The following is a 16965-nucleotide window of genomic DNA, read 5'->3' as shown; positions in this document are numbered from 1 at the left end:
CCCGCGACCCTAGCAAGTCCAATCGGGCTGCATTAGAGTGAGCGGTCCGACTTCTCCCTGGTCATCTTTCGATGGCCTGCTGTTTCCCGAAGTGATTCAGCGACCAATCCTTTGACTGGATCGAACAGCCAGATGAGCTTTGAACGCGGCAACCGGCGAGAATTTGATTGGCAGAATATTGATTGGGGGAGGATGGAAGATTTCCGTCCGCTCCTTTTCTGGGGCGTTCCGGCGATGTTATTGGCCCTGTTGGCCTACACCTCCGTTTACACCGTTCAAGCGGAATCGCAAGGTGTTGTCTTGCGGTTCGGCAAGTACATCAAAACGGTGGATCCCGGGTTGCGATACAAGCTTCCTTTTGGTGTGGATCAGGTTTCCATCCTGCCAGTCAAACGTCAACTGAAACAGGAGTTTGGCTTCGGCACCGAGGGTGCGTTGGACACGCTGCAGTATTCCAATGAGCAATCAGAAGAACGGAGCATGGTCACCGGTGACCTGAATGCAGCGACCGTGGAATGGATCATTCAGTACCGAATTCGCGATCCGCAGTTGTATCTGTTTCAGGTTCGCAACCCAGGCGACACGCTCCGGGCAATTTCGGAATCGGTCATGCGAACTGTGGTCGGCGATCGCACCGTCGACGAGGTGATCACGGTGGGGCGGCAAGAGATTGAAGCGGAAGCACTCGTTCAACTGCAAGACGTGGTGAACATGTACCAGCTTGGTTTGAGCATCGATCAAGTTCAGTTGAAGAACGTCAACCCGCCGGTCACGGTTCAGCCCTCGTTCAACGAAGTCAACCAGGCTCAGCAGGAACGGGAGAAGATGATCAATGTCGCCAACGGCGAATACAACAAAGTCGTGCCTCGCGCCAGCGGGGAAGCCGAGCAGAAGATTCAAGCAGCCGAGGGATACGCCCTCAAACGCGTCAACGAAGCCGAGGGCGACGTGTCGCGTTTCAATGCGGTCATGACCGAGTACCTGAAGGCCCCCGAGGTGACCAAGCGACGTATCTATATCGAAACGATGCGGGCGGTGGTGCCCAAGCTTGGCAAGAAGATCATCCTTGACGAAGAAGCCAGTCAAATTTTGCCGCTGCTGCAATTGTCCACCGACACACAACGAGGCCAACGATGAAACGTGCCTTCCTTCCCCTCGCCTTCCTGCTGCTATTCCTGGCTGCCTTTCTCGGTTTAAGCAGCGCGTACACCGTGTCGGAAACCGAACAGATCATCATCACTCAGTTCGGCAAACCCGTGGGGGACCCGATCAGCGAAGCAGGCCTCCACTTCAAAACACCCTTCATCCAAGAAGTCACTCGCATCGAGAAGCGAATCCTGGAGTGGGATGGTCGCCCCAATGAGATGCCAACCAAGGACAAGACTTACATCGTTGTCGACACGTTCGGGCGATGGCGAATCAGCGACGCGAAACAGTTCTTTCTGCGGTTGCGAGACGAACGCAGCGCCCAGTCTCGCTTGGATGACATCCTCGGTAGCGAAACTCGCAACGCCATTGCCAAGCACGAGCTGATCGAAGTCATTCGCACCACCAAGGATCGCGAGCCGGACGTCGACGCGACGTTGATCGACGCACCCGGCAACATCGGCATGCTCTATCCCATCACCCTGGGGCGTGCAGTGATTGAACGCGAAATCTTTGAGAAGGCCGCGAGCAAGCTCAATGATTTTGGAATTGAGTTGCTGGACGTTCGGTTCAAACGAATCAACTACAACGAAAGTGTCCGCAGGCGTATTTTCGAACGCATGATCAGTGAACGACAGCAGATCGCAGAACGTTTTCGCAGCGAAGGCGCTGGTGAGGCAGCGAAAATCATGGGGCGGAGCGAGCGTGACCTGCTGCGCATCGAATCCGAAGCTTACAAAACGGTCCAGCAAATTCACGGCGTTGCGGACGCCAAGGCGACCGAGATCTACGCCAGTGCTTACAACCAAAGCGACGAATCCGTTGACTTCTATGAATTCATCATGACGATGGAGTCGTACCAAGAAATGCTGGATCAAGACAGCACGCTGATTCTCACCACGGGCAGCGACATCTTTCGGTTTCTTAAGAATGTCAATCGGCCTAACAACGCCCCGGCGGCGAGGTAAGCAGGTCGGCAGGAGTCTTTCGGCGTTTGAAATGTCTTGGCAAGTGTGGTTGCTTCCACGTACAACCGGGGCTAACGCCCAAACGGCTTGCATGGTGATGCCCGATCATTCCTGCCGACCTGCCTAGGAACGCAATCCATCACCATCGATCATCGCCATTTGCCTGATCAGGCACGACCGTGAGAAGATCGGCGGTGGTGCATGAACTGGGACCGCGGCGCGCAAAAGTTGGTGGCCAAGCACGCAGGGCGTCGCCGTGGTCGACGACCTCGCGGGGATCGGTTCCGAGCTAGGGTCTCGCAATGGAATGCCATCCGGCGGAGTCGATGGGCGGCTGTCAGGCCATCACATCGTGAATGACGCTGCCGTGAACGTTGGTCAATCGCCGTTCCAACCCGTTGTGATAGAACGTCAATCGTTCGTGATCCAGTCCCATCAAGTGCAACAGGCTGGCGTTGAAGTCATAGACGGAGGTTGGGTTCACGGCCGCTTTGAATCCGAACTCATCGCTTTCGCCATAGCTGAAACCTTTTTTGACACCTGCACCGGTGAGGAAGCAGGTGAAAGCATCTGGATTGTGATCGCGTCCCGTTCCGTTGGATTGCAGAAACGGCATCCGGCCGAATTCCGTCGCCCAGACGACCAGGGTGTTCTCAAGCAAACCGCGTTGCTTCATATCGGCGATCAAGGCAGCGGTCGGTTGATCCATGATCTCGGCCTGCATCGCGTGCGTCTTGCCGATGTCGGAGTGTGAGTCCCAGTTCGTGATCCCGTTGCCACCCGCGGGATCGCTGCCATTGAACAGTTGAACCACTCGAACGCCCTTCTCGATCAAGCGACGAGCCAGAATGCAGTTCTTGGCATATTCCCCTCGCACCGGACTGCCACCTTCGACACCGTAGGCCTTCAACGTGGCTGCTGTTTCGCCGGAAAGATCCATCACATCAGGAACGGAGGTCTGCATCTTTCCCGCCAATTCGTAGCTCGCGATTCGTCCGGCTAAGTTGGCATCGCCGGGGTAGAGTTCGAGATGCTTCGCGTTGAGTCGTTGCAGCAGGTCAACCGTTGCATGATCCGCATCCGGTGAGAGCCTGCTGGGGCGATGCAAGTTGTTGGGCGGGTTCTTGGCGTTGAAGTCGGTGCCCTGGAAGGCAGCCGGCAAGAATCCGTTGCCAAAGTTGTTCTTGCCGCTCCGGGCCAAACCGCGCGGATCGTTGATGGCGACGAAGGCGGGCAATTCTTGGTTCTCCGTTCCAAGGGCGTAAGTCACCCAGGATCCAAACGACGGGAACCCTTCCATCGTGAACCCCGTGTTCAAGAAGTTCTCGCCCTGTGGGTGGGCACTCGTGTCTGTGTTGAGCGAGTGCAAGAAGCAGAAGTCATCGACCTGTTCCGCCAAATGGGGCAACAAGTCCGAGACCATCTTTCCGGTTTCACCCCGCGGTTTGAAATCCCAAAACGGTTTCGCAATGTTGCCTGTGGGGCCTTCGAAGGTGACCGCGGGGATGCCCGGTGGTTTTTGTCCGTGCAGCTTGGTGAGCGCTGGTTTGTAGTCAAACGTGTCGACGTGACTGACCGCACCAGGGCAAAAAATCACCAGCACCTGTTTGGCGGGCGCATCGAAATGGGCCGGTCGCGGCAAATAGGGTTTGTCGGGATCGATCGATGGGCGAATGGGAGTCTTGCCCCCGGCGGTGCCGACGTCCGATGCAAGCAGTCCATCGGATTGCAGCAAACTTGCCAGGCCAAGCCCAGCGGTCGACAGCCCGGCAGTGCCGAGGAAGCTACGGCGATCCAACAAGCGGCGACCGTGAGCGGAGAGGTTCTCTGGATTTGTCATGATGTTTCGGTCCCGTGCTATGGAAGGAAGGCGAGTTCGTTGGAGTTGATCAGCGCTCGGCACACCAATGCCAATTCGCCATCGCGTGCCATGTTGCGACATGCGGATCGCTCGAATTCGGTGGACGAACGACCGAGCAACAGTTCGAAGCAACGGTCGATGGCGAGGTCGAGATCGTCATTCGATTCGAGCAAGGCTCGTTCCGCGATCCGGTCCGATTGCTCGAGCACGAAGTCGCTGTTCATCAAGTTCAACGCCTGCAGTGGCGTGGTCGAAACCGGGCGTTTCGCTCGAACTTGACCGCAGTCAGGAAAATCAAAGGCAGTGAAGATCTGATCGTCCACTCGCCGCATTCGTTCTTGGTACAGCATCCGCCGCCATGTCTCTGACCCATGGTTGTTGACGACTTCCCACTGAGCGTAAGTCGCTTTTTCGTTGTGGATGCGATAGCTGCGACCGCCAATTCGCAGGTCAATCGAACCAGACGCCATCAAGATGGAATCGCGAATGACTTCGGCTTCCATTCGGCGAGGAGGGAATCGCCAAAGCAAGGCGGAGCCCGCGTCCTGTTGGAGTCCCTGTTCGTTTGGAAGGCTCGATTGACGGAACGCACTGGACATCACCAGCATCCGCAGCAATGGTTTCACCGACCACGCTGGCGTTTCACCATCGGCGGGCGAAATGAATTCGTCGGCGAGCCAGTCCAGCAGTTCAGGATGGGTCGGAGGGGCTCCCGCTCGCCCAAAGTCGCTGGTCGTCGGAACGATTCCTGATCCAAAGACGTGGTGCCAAACTCGGTTGACCATCACGCGAGCCGTCAGCGGGTTGTCCGGCGAGGTCAGCCACTTCGCGAATTCGCGGCGCCGTTTGGGACCGGAAGCAGTTGAGTCGAGACCCAAGTCGCCGGCGAAGATTTCTGGTGCGGCAGGCATCACTTCATCGTGGGGGCTCTCTGGACTGCCACGCAGCAACACGCGGGTCTCAACGGGTTCCACAAATCGCCCCACGAAACTTGGCTGGGGGCCTTCTTCGGACAGCTGATCGATCAGTCCTTGGATGTTGGCAATGATTTGCTTCCGCTCTGGATTCTTCTTCAGCAGTTTTTCACCGACCGCCCAGGTGCCGGTCCATGGTTGCCACGTTCCATCCTCCTGCATGATGTCCATGTCGAACTGATACTTCGGGAGAAACGGCTTTTTGTTGAGGTAGTCCGTGTCGTAAAAGTATTCTCGGTTGTTGCTCAAGCGAAGTCGGTTGATCGTTTGCGATCCTTGGAAGTCAAATTGAACCCAGGGACGTTCTTCGTCCTTCGCGTCGAGTTTCGTCCGCCATGCCATGGTCCCAAATTCGCCATCGTTGATTCGCTCAATTGGATTGCGGCCGTCGGTGCCCTCCTCTGGGAATCCGGTGACCCGCGTTCCTTCGCGCGCATCGGCGAGGTTGCGGTTCAAACCGTGAGGCCCGAGGACCTCCAGTTCATCCAGTCCCAAGTTGGGCGTTTTGAATCGGATTCGAACGGCGGTGGTGGTCGTGGCTGGGAAATGAAGCTCTCGGTAGGCACCCCAGTCTTCTTCCCAGCCACCGTCGTCACGAAGTTTTTCGCGTTGAGTTTGAATTTGTTGCCACAATTCTTTGCCCCTTTTCCGAAGTGGGTGATCTTCGGAAAACTCAGGGTGGCGACTTCCAAACTCAACATCTTGGAAGACGGCTGTCATCGAGTAGTAGTCTTGAATCGTCACCGGATCAAATTTGTGATTGTGGCAGCGGGCGCATCCCACGGTGACACCCATGACCGACGCCCCAACGGTTTGCATGATTTCATCCATCCGATCCGCGCGAGCCTGCCGAATCGCAGTGGGCTCGCGTCCGACGGTTGCCGCCGGAACGTGTGGTCCAGCGACGAGGTACCCGGTCGCTTCCCCGGCACCCATGGAATCACCCGCAATCTGTTCTTGGACAAATTGATCGTACGGTTTGTCTTCGTTGAATGACCGAACCACATAGTCTCGGTAGACCCAAGCGTTCTTGCGATACAAGTTGGCTTCGGAACCGTTGGTCTCGGACCAGCGAATGACATCGAGCCAGTGTTGAGCCCAGCGTTCACCGAAGTGGGGCGATTGCAGCAAGCGATCCACTGCCTGCTCGTAGGCCACGTCACCCTGCGCAGAAAATTCGCGAACGAAGATTTCGGATTCTTCTGGCGTCGGTGGCAGACCTGTCAGAACAATCGCGAGTCGCCGAATCAACCAACGTGGCTCGGCCGGATCGGAATAGTCGAGACCCTCTTCGGCCAAACGAGATCGCAAGAAAGCATCGACCGGTTGCTGCGTCTCTGTTTTGGCTCGGTCGTTCGTTTCCGGGATCACGGGGATCTCGGGACGCACCACAGGTTGGAATGCCCAGTGATCGGATTCCAGTTTCAAAACCGCGTCCATCTGTCCGGGCCAAACGGCACCTTCCGAGATCCAACGCGAGATCAGTTCGATTTCTTCGGCGGCCAATTGGTCGTCGTCCGGCGGCATCGCCATGTCTTCATCGAGATGCTGAATCACATTCATCACGTAGCTTTTTTCAGGGTGACCGGGCACCAAGGCCGGCAAGCCTGAGTCGCCACCACGAAGCATGTGCGGACGAGAATCGAGACGCAGTCCGGATTCTTGTTCGTCTTCACCGTGGCAGTAAATGCATCGGTCCTCCAGAATCGGAGCGATGTCGTTTTCGTAGTCCACCTTTTCGGCGACACCAACGTTGACCATGCACGCCGCCAGAATCAAGAGACTCAGTGGGGCCGCCAATCGTTCTGATTGCATTGGATTTCTCACTTTGCTGCCTCCCATCCGGCATGCCATTGGGCTAAGAGTTGTTTTGTCAATTCCGGTTCTTTGTCGGCGATGTTGTTGGTCTCTTGTGGATCGCGTGAATGATCGAAGAGTTCGACAGCGATCGGGGGTGCCCCAGGATCACGATGGTCTTGCCAGACGACCAAACGATATTGATCGGTGCGCATCGTGTAGCCCATCAAATGCTGTTCAAAGAGTTCGCGGTCCCACTTGGAGCCTTGTTGCTCGATGATGCGGTTTTCGACTTGTTGAATCAGCGGGCCAAACCAGGTTTCTCGCATGCCTTGCGAGAGCGGGTTGGCTGCCCATTCGCGAAGCGCCGGGTTCGGATACTGACTGAATGCAGCCTTCTTCCAGGCTTGGTTGGGATCGTTCATCAGCGGTTGAAAGCTGGTGCCCTCCGTGTGAGCCGGCACCGGGATTCCAGCCAGGTCGCAAAGCGTGGGGTAGATGTCGACCAGTTCCACCAGGGCGTCTGTTTGGGCACCCCGAGCTTGCATGTCCGGAGCCCAGATCATCAGTGGAACGCGGGTCGCAATTTCATAGTTCGTCGCTTTGCCCCAGACACCCATGTCGCCCAAGTGCCATCCATGGTCGCCCCAGACAACAATCACGGTGTTGTCGCGAACGCCGGCCTCGTCCAAGGCGGCAATCAGTTTGCCGATTTGTGCGTCGACGTAGCTCACCGAAGCCAGGTACGCGTGCTTGAGCGTGCGAGAAAGCTCGGGAGACAAGGGGCCGACTTTGGGAATGCCCGCTCGCGTTCGAAGCTCAAAGGACGCGTGCAGGCCCATCGCGGCACCGTTCTTGGGGGCGTTGGTCTCTTCGGCCATTGGAATGTCATTGGCGTCATACATGTCCCAGTATTTGCTGGGGGCACACCAGTTCAGGTGAGGCAATTTGTAACCCATCGCCAGGAAAAATGGTTTTTCGTCTTCCTGGACCATCTCTTTCAAGGTCGCGATCGCCAGTTCAGTGTTGTAGCCATCGACGTAGCCGGAGTCGGCAATGTCGGCTTTCTCGTAGGCCGGCCCCGCAGCCAATCCGCGGCGTGCAGCTTCGCCATACTTTGCCAACATGCTTTTCATGTTGTCCGCCTTCATCTTGTTGTTTTCAGGCAGCGCGTATGGCCCTCTCGGCTTTTGGATTCCGGCGACCCGTTTCACCGATTCACGGTTCCATGACCGACCGTCATCCGTGTCGCCTTGGTGGAAAATCTTGCCACAGTAAGCCGCATCGTAGCCATTCGCGATGAAGTGCTCGGGCAAGGTCAGGATGTTGGGTTGCAATTCGCGGAGTGAGACGTAGTTGTGATAGAGCCCGGTGGTGTCGGGACGCGCTCCTGTCATCAAGCTCGCTCGCGACGGACGGCAAATTGCCTGTTGGCAGTAGGCTCGGTTGAACAGCAACCCGTCCGACGCCAATTGATCCAAGTGAGGCGACTTCGCAATCGGTGATCCATAGCACCCCAGTTCGGGACGCAAGTCATCGATTGCAATGAACAAAACGTTGGGTTTCTCGGCTGCCAACCCAGTGGATTGCAGAATCAGGCCAAGAGACAGTGTGAGTAACAAACGAAACATGCTTCTCGGTGGGGCGATGGGGAGAAAGGATGGAGGCAGTGGGGGCGAAGGGGGGCGAGAAAGGTTGGGGCACGTCGGCTGGCATAGGCTTCCAGACGGTGATTGTTCAAACACAGGCTGGAAGCCGGTGCCACTTTCTCTTCCGCTCAATAACCAAGCGGTTTGCCGGATTCGTACAGCGACTGGATTTCGGATGCGTCCAAGGCTGCGTCGTAAATCGTCAGTTCATCGATCGTTCCGTCCAAGTTGCGGACTGCGAACCAAGGCGTTTCGCGAAACGGTTGGCCCCAGTTTCCAATTTCGGCAGGACCGATTCGCAGCGAGTCCATCTGAAACTTGGGTTGAATGCGTTCGTCGCTGATTGGTTGACCATCGACATATTGCTGCACTCGCTTGGACGCAGGGTCATACACTGCGACCAAATGAAACCACTGCCCGCTCTTGGAGATGTCCCAGAATGGTTCGGTGAAGTACACATGATGCAGGCCAGCGTCTTTGACGACGCGTTGATCACGATCGTTGAAGAAGCTGACGCTCTGTGAATCATCAACCATCACAGAAAACATCAGCCGTCCGTCGTCGCGAATCTGCCAGTGGGGTTCACCGTTCTCGTAGCCGTCGCCCATGAACAACGCGCTGTAGCGTTGGTTGAGGTTGTCGATTTTCGCCCAACAAGCGAACGTGAATGCCTGGAAGTCACCATCGATTCGAGTGCGCACGCGGGATCCAGGTCGCTTGAAGTTCAGGCCTCGCGAAGCGGTTCCAAACCGTCCGGATACCAGGTCGACGGGGCCGACCAACAATCCATCTCGGGAGTCGCCGGTGTCGGCTCCGTTTCGAATCGTGCGTTGATCGAGTTCGGAGGTGGCGTAGTGGGCGATCAGCCGTTTGTCAGTTTGAATCGAACGCATCGACTCACGCCATTCTTCGTAGCGTTGCAGGGTTGCCGAACGGTCTCGTTGATACAAATCGGTCGCCGTGATCATGTGGTTGGTCTCTTCGCTGGAAGGCGATCCATGGAGAGTCCCTTTGTCGCCCGTGTGAAGATGCTGGCCGTCCAGCTTGCCGCCTCGCAACATGACTTCCCCATCGACCACTTCAACGCGAGCTGTGTCCGCGGTGACATCCATGGTGAATTCGGTGCCCAGATCAACAACTTCGGACTCAGCCGCCTTGACCAGGAACCCACGCGCCGCGGGTGGAACCGTCGCTCTCAACCGACCTTGAAGCACGCGAACCGACCAATCCGATTCAATGTCCAAATTCGCGGGGCCTTCCACGATCAAGGTGGCGCCGCAGAAGAAATCGATCTCCGCGATTCCACTCTCAAATCGAAGGCGACCATTGGGCAAAACATCGCCGACTTTTGCCGGCAGGGAATCCGAAGGCCATTGAAGATCGACGGCACGCCGCAGCGTCGCGTGCCCCGCGATCTGCGATTCGGTGGCATCGGATTCGAAGTTCGCAATTTCAGTGATGGCAGGGGACGACAGGTGTTGCTTGCCCAACCAGTACGCCAGTCCACCGACCAGGATCAAAGCGGTCGCGGCAATCATCAGCGAACGAAACGCGAACACACTGGGCCAACGGTAGAGCGGTAACGTGATCTGCGGATCCGCATCGCGGGTTGAGTCGACGAGATTCGTAGTCGGGGACGCAGCGATCTCGTGAAGGGACTCGCTCAGATTGACCGCCTTCAAATACGCTTGTCGCGCTTCTTCACTCCCCTCAAGCAAGTCTTGCAGTTGGTCGAAGTCCTCCGCCGAGATCGTTTGGTCGATTGCTTGGTAGATCAGTTTTTGAATCGCATCATCCATGGCGAAGTTCCTGTTGCAGTTGTTTTTCGACGCATTGCTGGAGCGACGCACGCAAGACATTGAGTTGGTGATAGAGGCGTCGAGCCTTCTGTCCAGATTGTTTCGCAATGGAGGAGACCGATTGGCCAGGTGAGTGAACGCTCAGCACCAATTGACGCTGAGATTCGCCGAGCTTTGCCAGGCAGCCTTCCATCGCGCGTCGTTCCTCTTCCAGTCGATCCAATTGTGGAAGGGCCGATGCTGCCAAAACATCCACCACCGAGTCGCGAAACACCAATCGGTCGCGACCCTGGTCTCGTTGCCAACTGAGGGTTTTGTAGCGAGCGATCACGCATGCCCAGCGAGCAAACTCGTCGGCTTGCCCAGAGTTCTGGGCTGCGAAGTCGTCAAACTTTCGCCAGCATTCGAGCGCTGTTTCCTGCACCACGTCTTCCACGCCGTCACGGCTTGGAAGCAGTGATCGCACGAACCGCCGAATCGACAAATCATGACGAGTCAGCAAGGCAACGAATTCGTTGTAGCGTTGCTCGCGTTCGTTCGAATCGTCGATGCTGCTAGGCCGGTCGCTCGCCGCCATATCATGTTCCTCCACAAGGTCATTCCATGAGGACGCGGATTTACAAAGAAATTTGCAAACAACGGTGCCGATTTTCGCCGACGACGACCTACCCGGCGTCTTTCGCCCTACTTCAAGGTTTTCGCTGGTGGCATCTCAGATTGCATCGTGTCCCACATTGCCAATAAATCCTGCAAACGACTCGGGTGCGTTTCGGACAAGTTGTTGGACTCGCTGAGGTCCGCTTCAAGATTGAAGAGCTCGATGGGTTGGTTTGAGCGAGCCTGGACAAATTTCCATTTGCCGTGGCGAAGTGCGCGACCGCCGCGAGGCATTCTCCACCAAATCGTGCGATCGCTCTTGAAGGTGTCTCTGCCGATCCACGGCAAAACATTTGTGCCATCCGTTTCGAGCTGGGAGGATTCGCCGATAGCCAACGGCAGGAACGAAGCGGCGATATCGAGGCTCAGGATCGGAGCGTTTTCTTCCGCTCCCGCGGGGATCGTTCCAGGCATGCTCCACACCATTGGGATCCGCACACCGCCTTCGTAAAGACTGCCTTTGCCCCCTCGAAGCGGTGCGTTGCTGCTGGTCAATTCCGCGGTTGGGCCACCGTTGTCGCTGAAGAAGACCACCAGCGTTTCCTGGCGGAGGTTGAGGTGATCGAGTGTCTCCAGGATTCGGCCAACACCGCGATCCAGTGCGATCAACATGCCGGCAAAGATTCGTCGCTGGGGATCTTGGATGTGTCGCATCGACTCATGGTCTTCCAGGGTCGCTTGCATGGGAGAATGCACTGCGTTGTAAGAGACCACGGTTGCAAAGGGGGACGAAGCGGATTGAGAGATGATTTCGACGGCTTCGTTGGTGATCGTGTCGGTCAGGTACTTCCAATCGTCGATCGGTTCGCTGCCATCGAGCACTGGATTGCCGGCGTCATACGCGGGTTCGTTGATTCGAGCGTAGTTTCCGCGAATCGTATCGCCGTTTGTTTGAAACTGTCCTACGGCAAGCGACGTGTCGCGAAGCATCGTCCGGACATTTTCAAAGGGAGGCCCTGGCACATAGTAGTGACCTTCGTGCAAGAAGCCGAAGAAGCGGTCAAAGCCTTTCGATGTTGGGACTTGGGGTGGACGGGTGCCAAGGTGCCATTTGCCGATCAACGAAGTTCGATAGCCTGCCGCCTGGAGCTGCTGAACAAAGGTGGATTGTTCAGGTGGCAAACCCGCGTTGGGGTGACTGTTGCGAGCGCCGGTTGGGTTGAGGTCGTACCCGAAACGCGATTGATAGCGTCCTGAGAGGAAACCAGCACGCGAAGGACTGCAGTACGACGACGTCACATACCCGCTCGTGCAACGAACGCCCGATCGCGCCAACGCGTCGATCGCAGGTGTGGGGATTTCATCGTCGCCCATCATTCCAGTTTCACCATAGCCCAGGTCGTCGGCGATGATCACGACCAGATTGGGTGGGGAGGCCTTCGCAGGGTTTTGCATCCACGACAAGAAGCTTGCCAGAATCACACCGGCTGCAACTCGACCGACAATGGAGTTTGGGGGCAACGGTAGCATGAAGAGGCTGGGTCAGAGGGCTGGGTGGGGGAGTTTTAGTTTATCAGGGCCACAGGGCCACAGGGCCACAGGGCCACAGGGCCACAGGGACACAGGGACTCAGGGACTCAGGGACTCAGGACTCAGGACTCAGGACTCAGGACTCAGGACTCAGGACTCAGGACTCAGGACTCAGGACTCAGGACTCAGGACTCAGGACTCAGGACTCAGGACTGGTCGGCGCATGAAAAAACCGGGCGTCTGGGGGACGCCCGGTTCGTGTGTTTAGCAATTCGAAGCTGCGATCACTCGCCTTCGTTGGTGCTCGACGTGGTCGAGGCGGTTTCGCCGTCGCCGCCCAGCAGTGGGAACGATTCTTCGAGTGCCGAGACAGGTGCCTGCGACAGTTCTTCGAGTGCTTCGCGGCGGTAGTTGACTTCCGACTCTTGGAAGATTCGGAAACCGGTACCGGCGGGAATCAAGTGTCCCAGGATGACGTTCTCTTTCAGACCGACCAACTTGTCGACCTTGCCCGCCAAGGCGGCTTCGGTGAGCACCTTGGTGGTTTCTTGGAACGACGCTGCTGAGATGAACGAGTTCGACTGCACAGCCGCCTTGGTGATCCCGAGCAACTGGGTGCTGGCCGTTGCGCTCTTGCAACGTTTGCCCTTGGCAGGCGTGCCGCCCATCGCTTCGACTTCGGCGTTGGTTTGCTCGAACGCTTCCTTGGGCACGATGGTGCCTTCGGTGTAGTCCGTGTCGCCTGGGTTGGCAATCTTGATGCACTTCTGCAAGTCCTGGTTGGCTTTGCGGAAGTGGAATCGGTCCATCACGCTACCTGGCAACAGGTTCGTGTCCCCGGCGTTCTCGATCTTCACCTTGCGAAGCATGCGGGCGATGATGATTTCGCCGTGCTTGTCGTTGATTTCCACACGCTGGCTGCGATAGACCTGTTGGATTTCGTGCAGCAGGTATTGCTGAACGGCTTCTTCCCCGGTCACACGCAGGATGTCGTGAGGAACCAAGGCCCCGTCGACCAGTGCTTGACCGGCCTTCACGATATCGCCTGTGTGCACCAAGAAGTGCTTCCCGTGAGGCACCAAGTGCTCACGTTCGATGCCGGATTCGCTGCGGACGATGATCGTTCGCTTGCCCCGTTTGCGTTCGCTGAGGATTTCGACTTCGCCGTCGACTTCCGCGATCACAGCCGGATCCTTTGGCTTGCGAGCTTCGAAGATCTCGGTCACACGAGGCAGACCACCGGTGATGTCCGAGACGCCGCCCGTTTCACGAGGCATTTCGGCCAGGACCTTCCCGGGAATGACTTCGTCGCCTTCTTTGACGGAGATCGTTGCCCGTTCAGGCAAGTACTGAGCGTGAAGTGGGCGACCGGATTCATCTTCGATGACCAACTGAGGGTGCAAATCACCCTTGTGATCGATGATCGTCATCCGGGTGTTACCGCTGGCTTCCCGATCCAGTCGCATCGTTTCGCCTTCGACCACATCCTCGAAGCGAATCTTACCGGTCACTTCCGACAAAATCGGAATCGAGTACGGGTTCCATTCGCAGAGAACTTGGCCGGCGGTGACCTTGTCACCTTCTTTGACCATCAGCATGGCACCGGTTGGGATGTCATACGATTCGACTTCTCGGCCGCGATCGTCGACCAGCATGATCTGGCCGTTCCGCGTCAGAACGATGTCGCGACCTTCGGCGTTCGTCACGGCTTTCATTCGTGTCAGGCGAACTTCACCATCACGATTCGTTTTGATGTCCGACTCTTCGACCTGCTTGCTCACCGAACCACCGATGTGGAACGTCCGCATGGTCAGCTGTGTACCTGGCTCACCGATGGACTGAGCGGCGATGATGCCGACGGCCATGCCTTCTTCGACCATGGATCCGGTCGACATGTCCATTCCGTAGCAGCAGCGGCAAACACCCAGCGGTGCGTCGCAAGACATGGGTGTGCGGACCTGGATCTTTTCCAGTCCCATCGCTTCGATGTTGCGAGCGATTTCGGGCGTGATCATTTGATCCGCTTCCACGATCACTTCATCGGTGACCGGGTTGACGATCGATTTCAAGCTGACACGACCATTGATTGATTCTGCCAGCGAGACTTCGACCTTCTCACCACGGTAAACGACACCCTTGGTGATGCCCTGTGTGGTGCCGCAGTCATGCATGGTGACCACAACGTTTTGGGCCACGTCGGCGAGTTTCCGCGTGAGGTAACCGGAGTCAGCTGTTTTCAACGCCGTGTCGGCCAGACCCTTGCGGGCACCGTGCGTGGACGAGAAGTACTCGAGCACGGACAAGCCTTCACGGAAGTTTGCCTTGATGGGCGTTTCGATGATTTCACCGGTTGGCTTGGCCATCAGACCACGCATACCAGCGAGCTGACGAATCTGCTCGATACCGCCCCGTGCACCCGAGTGCGACATCAAGAACACAGGGTTGATGTACCAACCGCCTGGGCGAATGTCGTTTTCCATCGCCGTCATCATGTCTGCCGTGATGGCTTCCCGAGCGTGGGTCCAAGCATCAAGAACCTGGTTGTAACGTTCTTTGCCGGTCATCAAACCACGGTCATAAGCTTTCTTGTGCTTCATGACCTCTTTTTCAGCTTCCTTGATGAACTGCAATTTGGTGTCGGGGGTCACCAAGTCATCGGTCGCGAACGACAGACCACTGCGGGTGGATTCCCGGAAACCGGTTTGCATCATGTCATCGAGCAAGTGAATCGTCGCTTTTCGACCGAGACGTTGATAGCAGTCACTGATCGATTTCGCCAAGTCACCGCTACGCATGGCACGGTTGTAGAAATCCATCCCCACCGGCAGCATTTCGTTGAAGCGAACGCGGCCGGGAGTGGTGTCGATGACGGCGCCGTATTCGCCGGTTTCGTCATCGGTTTTCAATTTTTGGTACTTCGGCAAACGCAATTTGATTCGCGTGTGCAATTTCACGACGCCTTGAGCCAACGCGTAGTCGACTTCTTCGTAGGTGCTGAACGTCATGCCCTCGCCCTTTTGATCGGGCATTTCAACGGTCATGAAGTAGCAACCCATGACGATGTCCTGCGAAGGACTCATGATGGGCTTCCCGTTCGAAGGAGCGAACACGTTGTTGGTGCTCATCATCAACGTGTGGGCTTCGACTTGCGCTTCGATCGAAAGCGGCAAGTGAACGGCCATTTGGTCACCGTCGAAGTCAGCGTTGAAGCCTTTGCAAACCAGCGGGTGCAGGTGGATGGCGTTGCCTTCGACCAGGGTTGGTTCGAAGGCTTGGATACCCATCCGGTGCAGCGTGGGAGCTCGGTTGAGCAACACGGGGTGGTTCGTGATGACTTGCTCGAGGATATCCCAAACCTCTTCGTCTTTTCGTTCGAGCATCTTCTTGGCCGACTTGATCGTGTCAGCGTGGCCGAGCTCTTTGAGGCGACGAATGATGAAGGGTTGGTACAGTTCGAGCGCGATCTTCTTGGGCAAACCGCATTGGTGCAGCTTCAAGCGAGGACCGACCACGATGACCGAACGAGCGGAGTAATCGACTCGTTTGCCCAGCAGGTTTTCACGGAAACGACCTTGTTTCCCCTTGATCATGTCGGTCAAGGATTTCAGCGGTCGGTTGGACGACCCCAGGACGGGACGCTTGCAGCGGTTGTTGTCAAACAACGCATCGACCGATTGTTGCAGCATTCGCTTTTCGTTGCGAATGATGACTTCGGGCGCGTTCAGATCGACCAGTTTTCGCAACCGGTTGTTGCGGTTGATGATCCGACGATACAGGTCATTGAGGTCCGACGTTGCAAAGTTGCCGCTGTCCAGCAGCACCAAGGGACGCAAGTCGGGAGGAATGACAGGAATGACGTCGAGCACCATCCACTCGGGGCGGTTGTCGCTGTCACGGATCGACTCCACGATCTTCAGGCGGTTGATCAGGTCCTTCTTCTTTTGCTTGCTGCCGGTTTCAGCCAAATCAACTCGCAGTTGATCGGACAGCGTGACCAGGTCCAGCTTGTTCAGCAGGTCGCGAACCGCTTCGGCGCCCATGTCGGCTTGGAAGCTGCCGGTGCCGTATTGTTGACGGGCGGCACGGTACTCTTCTTCCGTGAGGAGCTGCAGGATTTCCAGGTCGGTGTCCTTGGGATCCGTGACCACGTAATCCTGGAAGTAGATGACCTTTTCCAGCGAGCTGGTTTTCATCGCGAGCAGGTTGCCCAATCGCGACGGCATGGCTTTGAAGAACCAAATGTGAACGACGGGAGCGGCCAGTTCGATGTGCCCCATGCGTTTCCGACGCACGCGGCTGTGAGTGACCTTCACGCCGCAACGGTCGCAGATCATTCCTTTGTACTTCATCCCACGGTATTTGCCGCAGGCACATTCCCAGTCCTTTTCAGGGCCAAAGATGCGTTCGCAGAACAGACCGTCTTTTTCGGGACGGTAGGTTCGGTAGTTGATCGTTTCGGGTTTTTTAACCTCACCGAACGACCAGGCCTTGATGTCTTGTGGTCGTGCCAACGAGATACGGACGGAGGCGTAATCGTTGATGCGATCGTAGTTGCTGGTTTCGCCAATGGACATTCTGAGAAGCTCCTAGCTATTAGCAGTTCGCTGCTAGCTCTTTTGCTGGTGCAATGGATGTTGGGAAGAA

Annotated in this window: 9 protein-coding genes; 2 read left to right on the top strand and 7 right to left on the bottom strand. The window is 56.7% G+C overall.

Annotated elements, in window-relative coordinates; genetic code table 11:
* Positions 1-132 precede the first annotated feature (132 nt).
* Positions 133-1137, top strand: coding sequence for an FtsH protease activity modulator HflK (gene hflK, locus UH5x_RS07595; protein WP_482635282.1), 1005 nt, complete (start codon positions 133-135; stop codon positions 1135-1137).
* Positions 1134-2114 carry a protease modulator HflC gene (hflC, locus tag UH5x_RS07590; protein ID WP_482635281.1) on the top strand — a complete coding sequence of 327 codons (981 nt, stop codon included), beginning with the start codon at positions 1134-1136 and terminating at the stop codon, positions 2112-2114. Before hflK ends, hflC begins: the two co-directional genes overlap by 4 nt.
* 337 nt (positions 2115-2451) lie before the next feature.
* On the opposite strand, the gene UH5x_RS07585 is transcribed toward hflC, so the two are convergent.
* The 7 genes from UH5x_RS07585 to rpoC form a co-directional block, all read right to left on the bottom strand.
* Entirely contained in the window at positions 2452-3954 is a 1503-nt protein-coding gene (locus tag UH5x_RS07585; protein ID WP_482635280.1) for a DUF1501 domain-containing protein, read from the bottom strand.
* A gap of 17 nt (positions 3955-3971) precedes the next feature.
* The gene (locus tag UH5x_RS07580; RefSeq protein ID WP_482635279.1) at positions 3972-6791 is read right to left on the bottom strand and encodes a PSD1 and planctomycete cytochrome C domain-containing protein; all 2820 of its coding nucleotides are present in this window, start codon (positions 6789-6791) and stop codon (positions 3972-3974) included.
* Positions 6773-8377, bottom strand: coding sequence for a sulfatase (locus UH5x_RS07575; protein WP_482635278.1), 1605 nt, complete (start codon positions 8375-8377; stop codon positions 6773-6775). The genes UH5x_RS07580 and UH5x_RS07575 overlap by 19 nt, the downstream gene beginning before the upstream one ends.
* Positions 8378-8523: 146 nt before the next feature.
* On the bottom strand, positions 8524-10194 hold the full coding sequence (locus tag UH5x_RS07570) for a LamG-like jellyroll fold domain-containing protein (protein WP_482635277.1): 1671 nt from the start codon (positions 10192-10194) through the stop codon (positions 8524-8526).
* A complete protein-coding gene (locus UH5x_RS07565) occupies positions 10187-10771 on the bottom strand; it encodes a sigma-70 family RNA polymerase sigma factor (RefSeq protein ID WP_047813049.1) in 585 nt (194 codons plus the stop codon). Before UH5x_RS07565 ends, UH5x_RS07570 begins: the two co-directional genes overlap by 8 nt.
* 107 nt (positions 10772-10878) lie before the next feature.
* Complete coding sequence (locus UH5x_RS07560; protein ID WP_482635276.1) at positions 10879-12321, bottom strand: sulfatase-like hydrolase/transferase; 1443 nt, start codon at positions 12319-12321, stop codon at positions 10879-10881.
* Positions 12322-12605: 284 nt separating this feature from the next.
* Positions 12606-16895: a DNA-directed RNA polymerase subunit beta' gene (gene rpoC, locus UH5x_RS07555; RefSeq protein ID WP_047812935.1), complete on the bottom strand. Its 4290-nt coding sequence runs from the start codon at positions 16893-16895 to the stop codon at positions 12606-12608.
* Positions 16896-16965: the final 70 nt, after the last annotated feature.

Source organism: Rhodopirellula sp. UH5 (assembly GCF_056839225.1).
Note: the sequence above shows the minus strand (reverse complement) of the source record. Positions and strands in the feature narration are given on the sequence as shown.

Bases quoted from the DNA above. Each gene is read 5' to 3' on its own strand.
- hflK (WP_482635282.1), top strand. From the start codon at position 133: ATGAGCTTTGAACGCGGCAACCGGCGAGAATTTGATTGGCAGAATATT.
- hflC (WP_482635281.1), top strand. From the start codon at position 1,134: ATGAAACGTGCCTTCCTTCCCCTCGCCTTCCTGCTGCTATTCCTGGCT.
- UH5x_RS07585 (WP_482635280.1), bottom strand. From the start codon at position 3,954: ATGACAAATCCAGAGAACCTCTCCGCTCACGGTCGCCGCTTGTTGGAT.
- UH5x_RS07580 (WP_482635279.1), bottom strand. From the start codon at position 6,791: ATGGGAGGCAGCAAAGTGAGAAATCCAATGCAATCAGAACGATTGGCG.
- UH5x_RS07575 (WP_482635278.1), bottom strand. From the start codon at position 8,377: ATGTTTCGTTTGTTACTCACACTGTCTCTTGGCCTGATTCTGCAATCC.
- UH5x_RS07570 (WP_482635277.1), bottom strand. From the start codon at position 10,194: ATGGATGATGCGATTCAAAAACTGATCTACCAAGCAATCGACCAAACG.
- UH5x_RS07565 (WP_047813049.1), bottom strand. From the start codon at position 10,771: ATGGCGGCGAGCGACCGGCCTAGCAGCATCGACGATTCGAACGAACGC.
- UH5x_RS07560 (WP_482635276.1), bottom strand. From the start codon at position 12,321: ATGCTACCGTTGCCCCCAAACTCCATTGTCGGTCGAGTTGCAGCCGGT.
- rpoC (WP_047812935.1), bottom strand. From the start codon at position 16,895: ATGTCCATTGGCGAAACCAGCAACTACGATCGCATCAACGATTACGCC.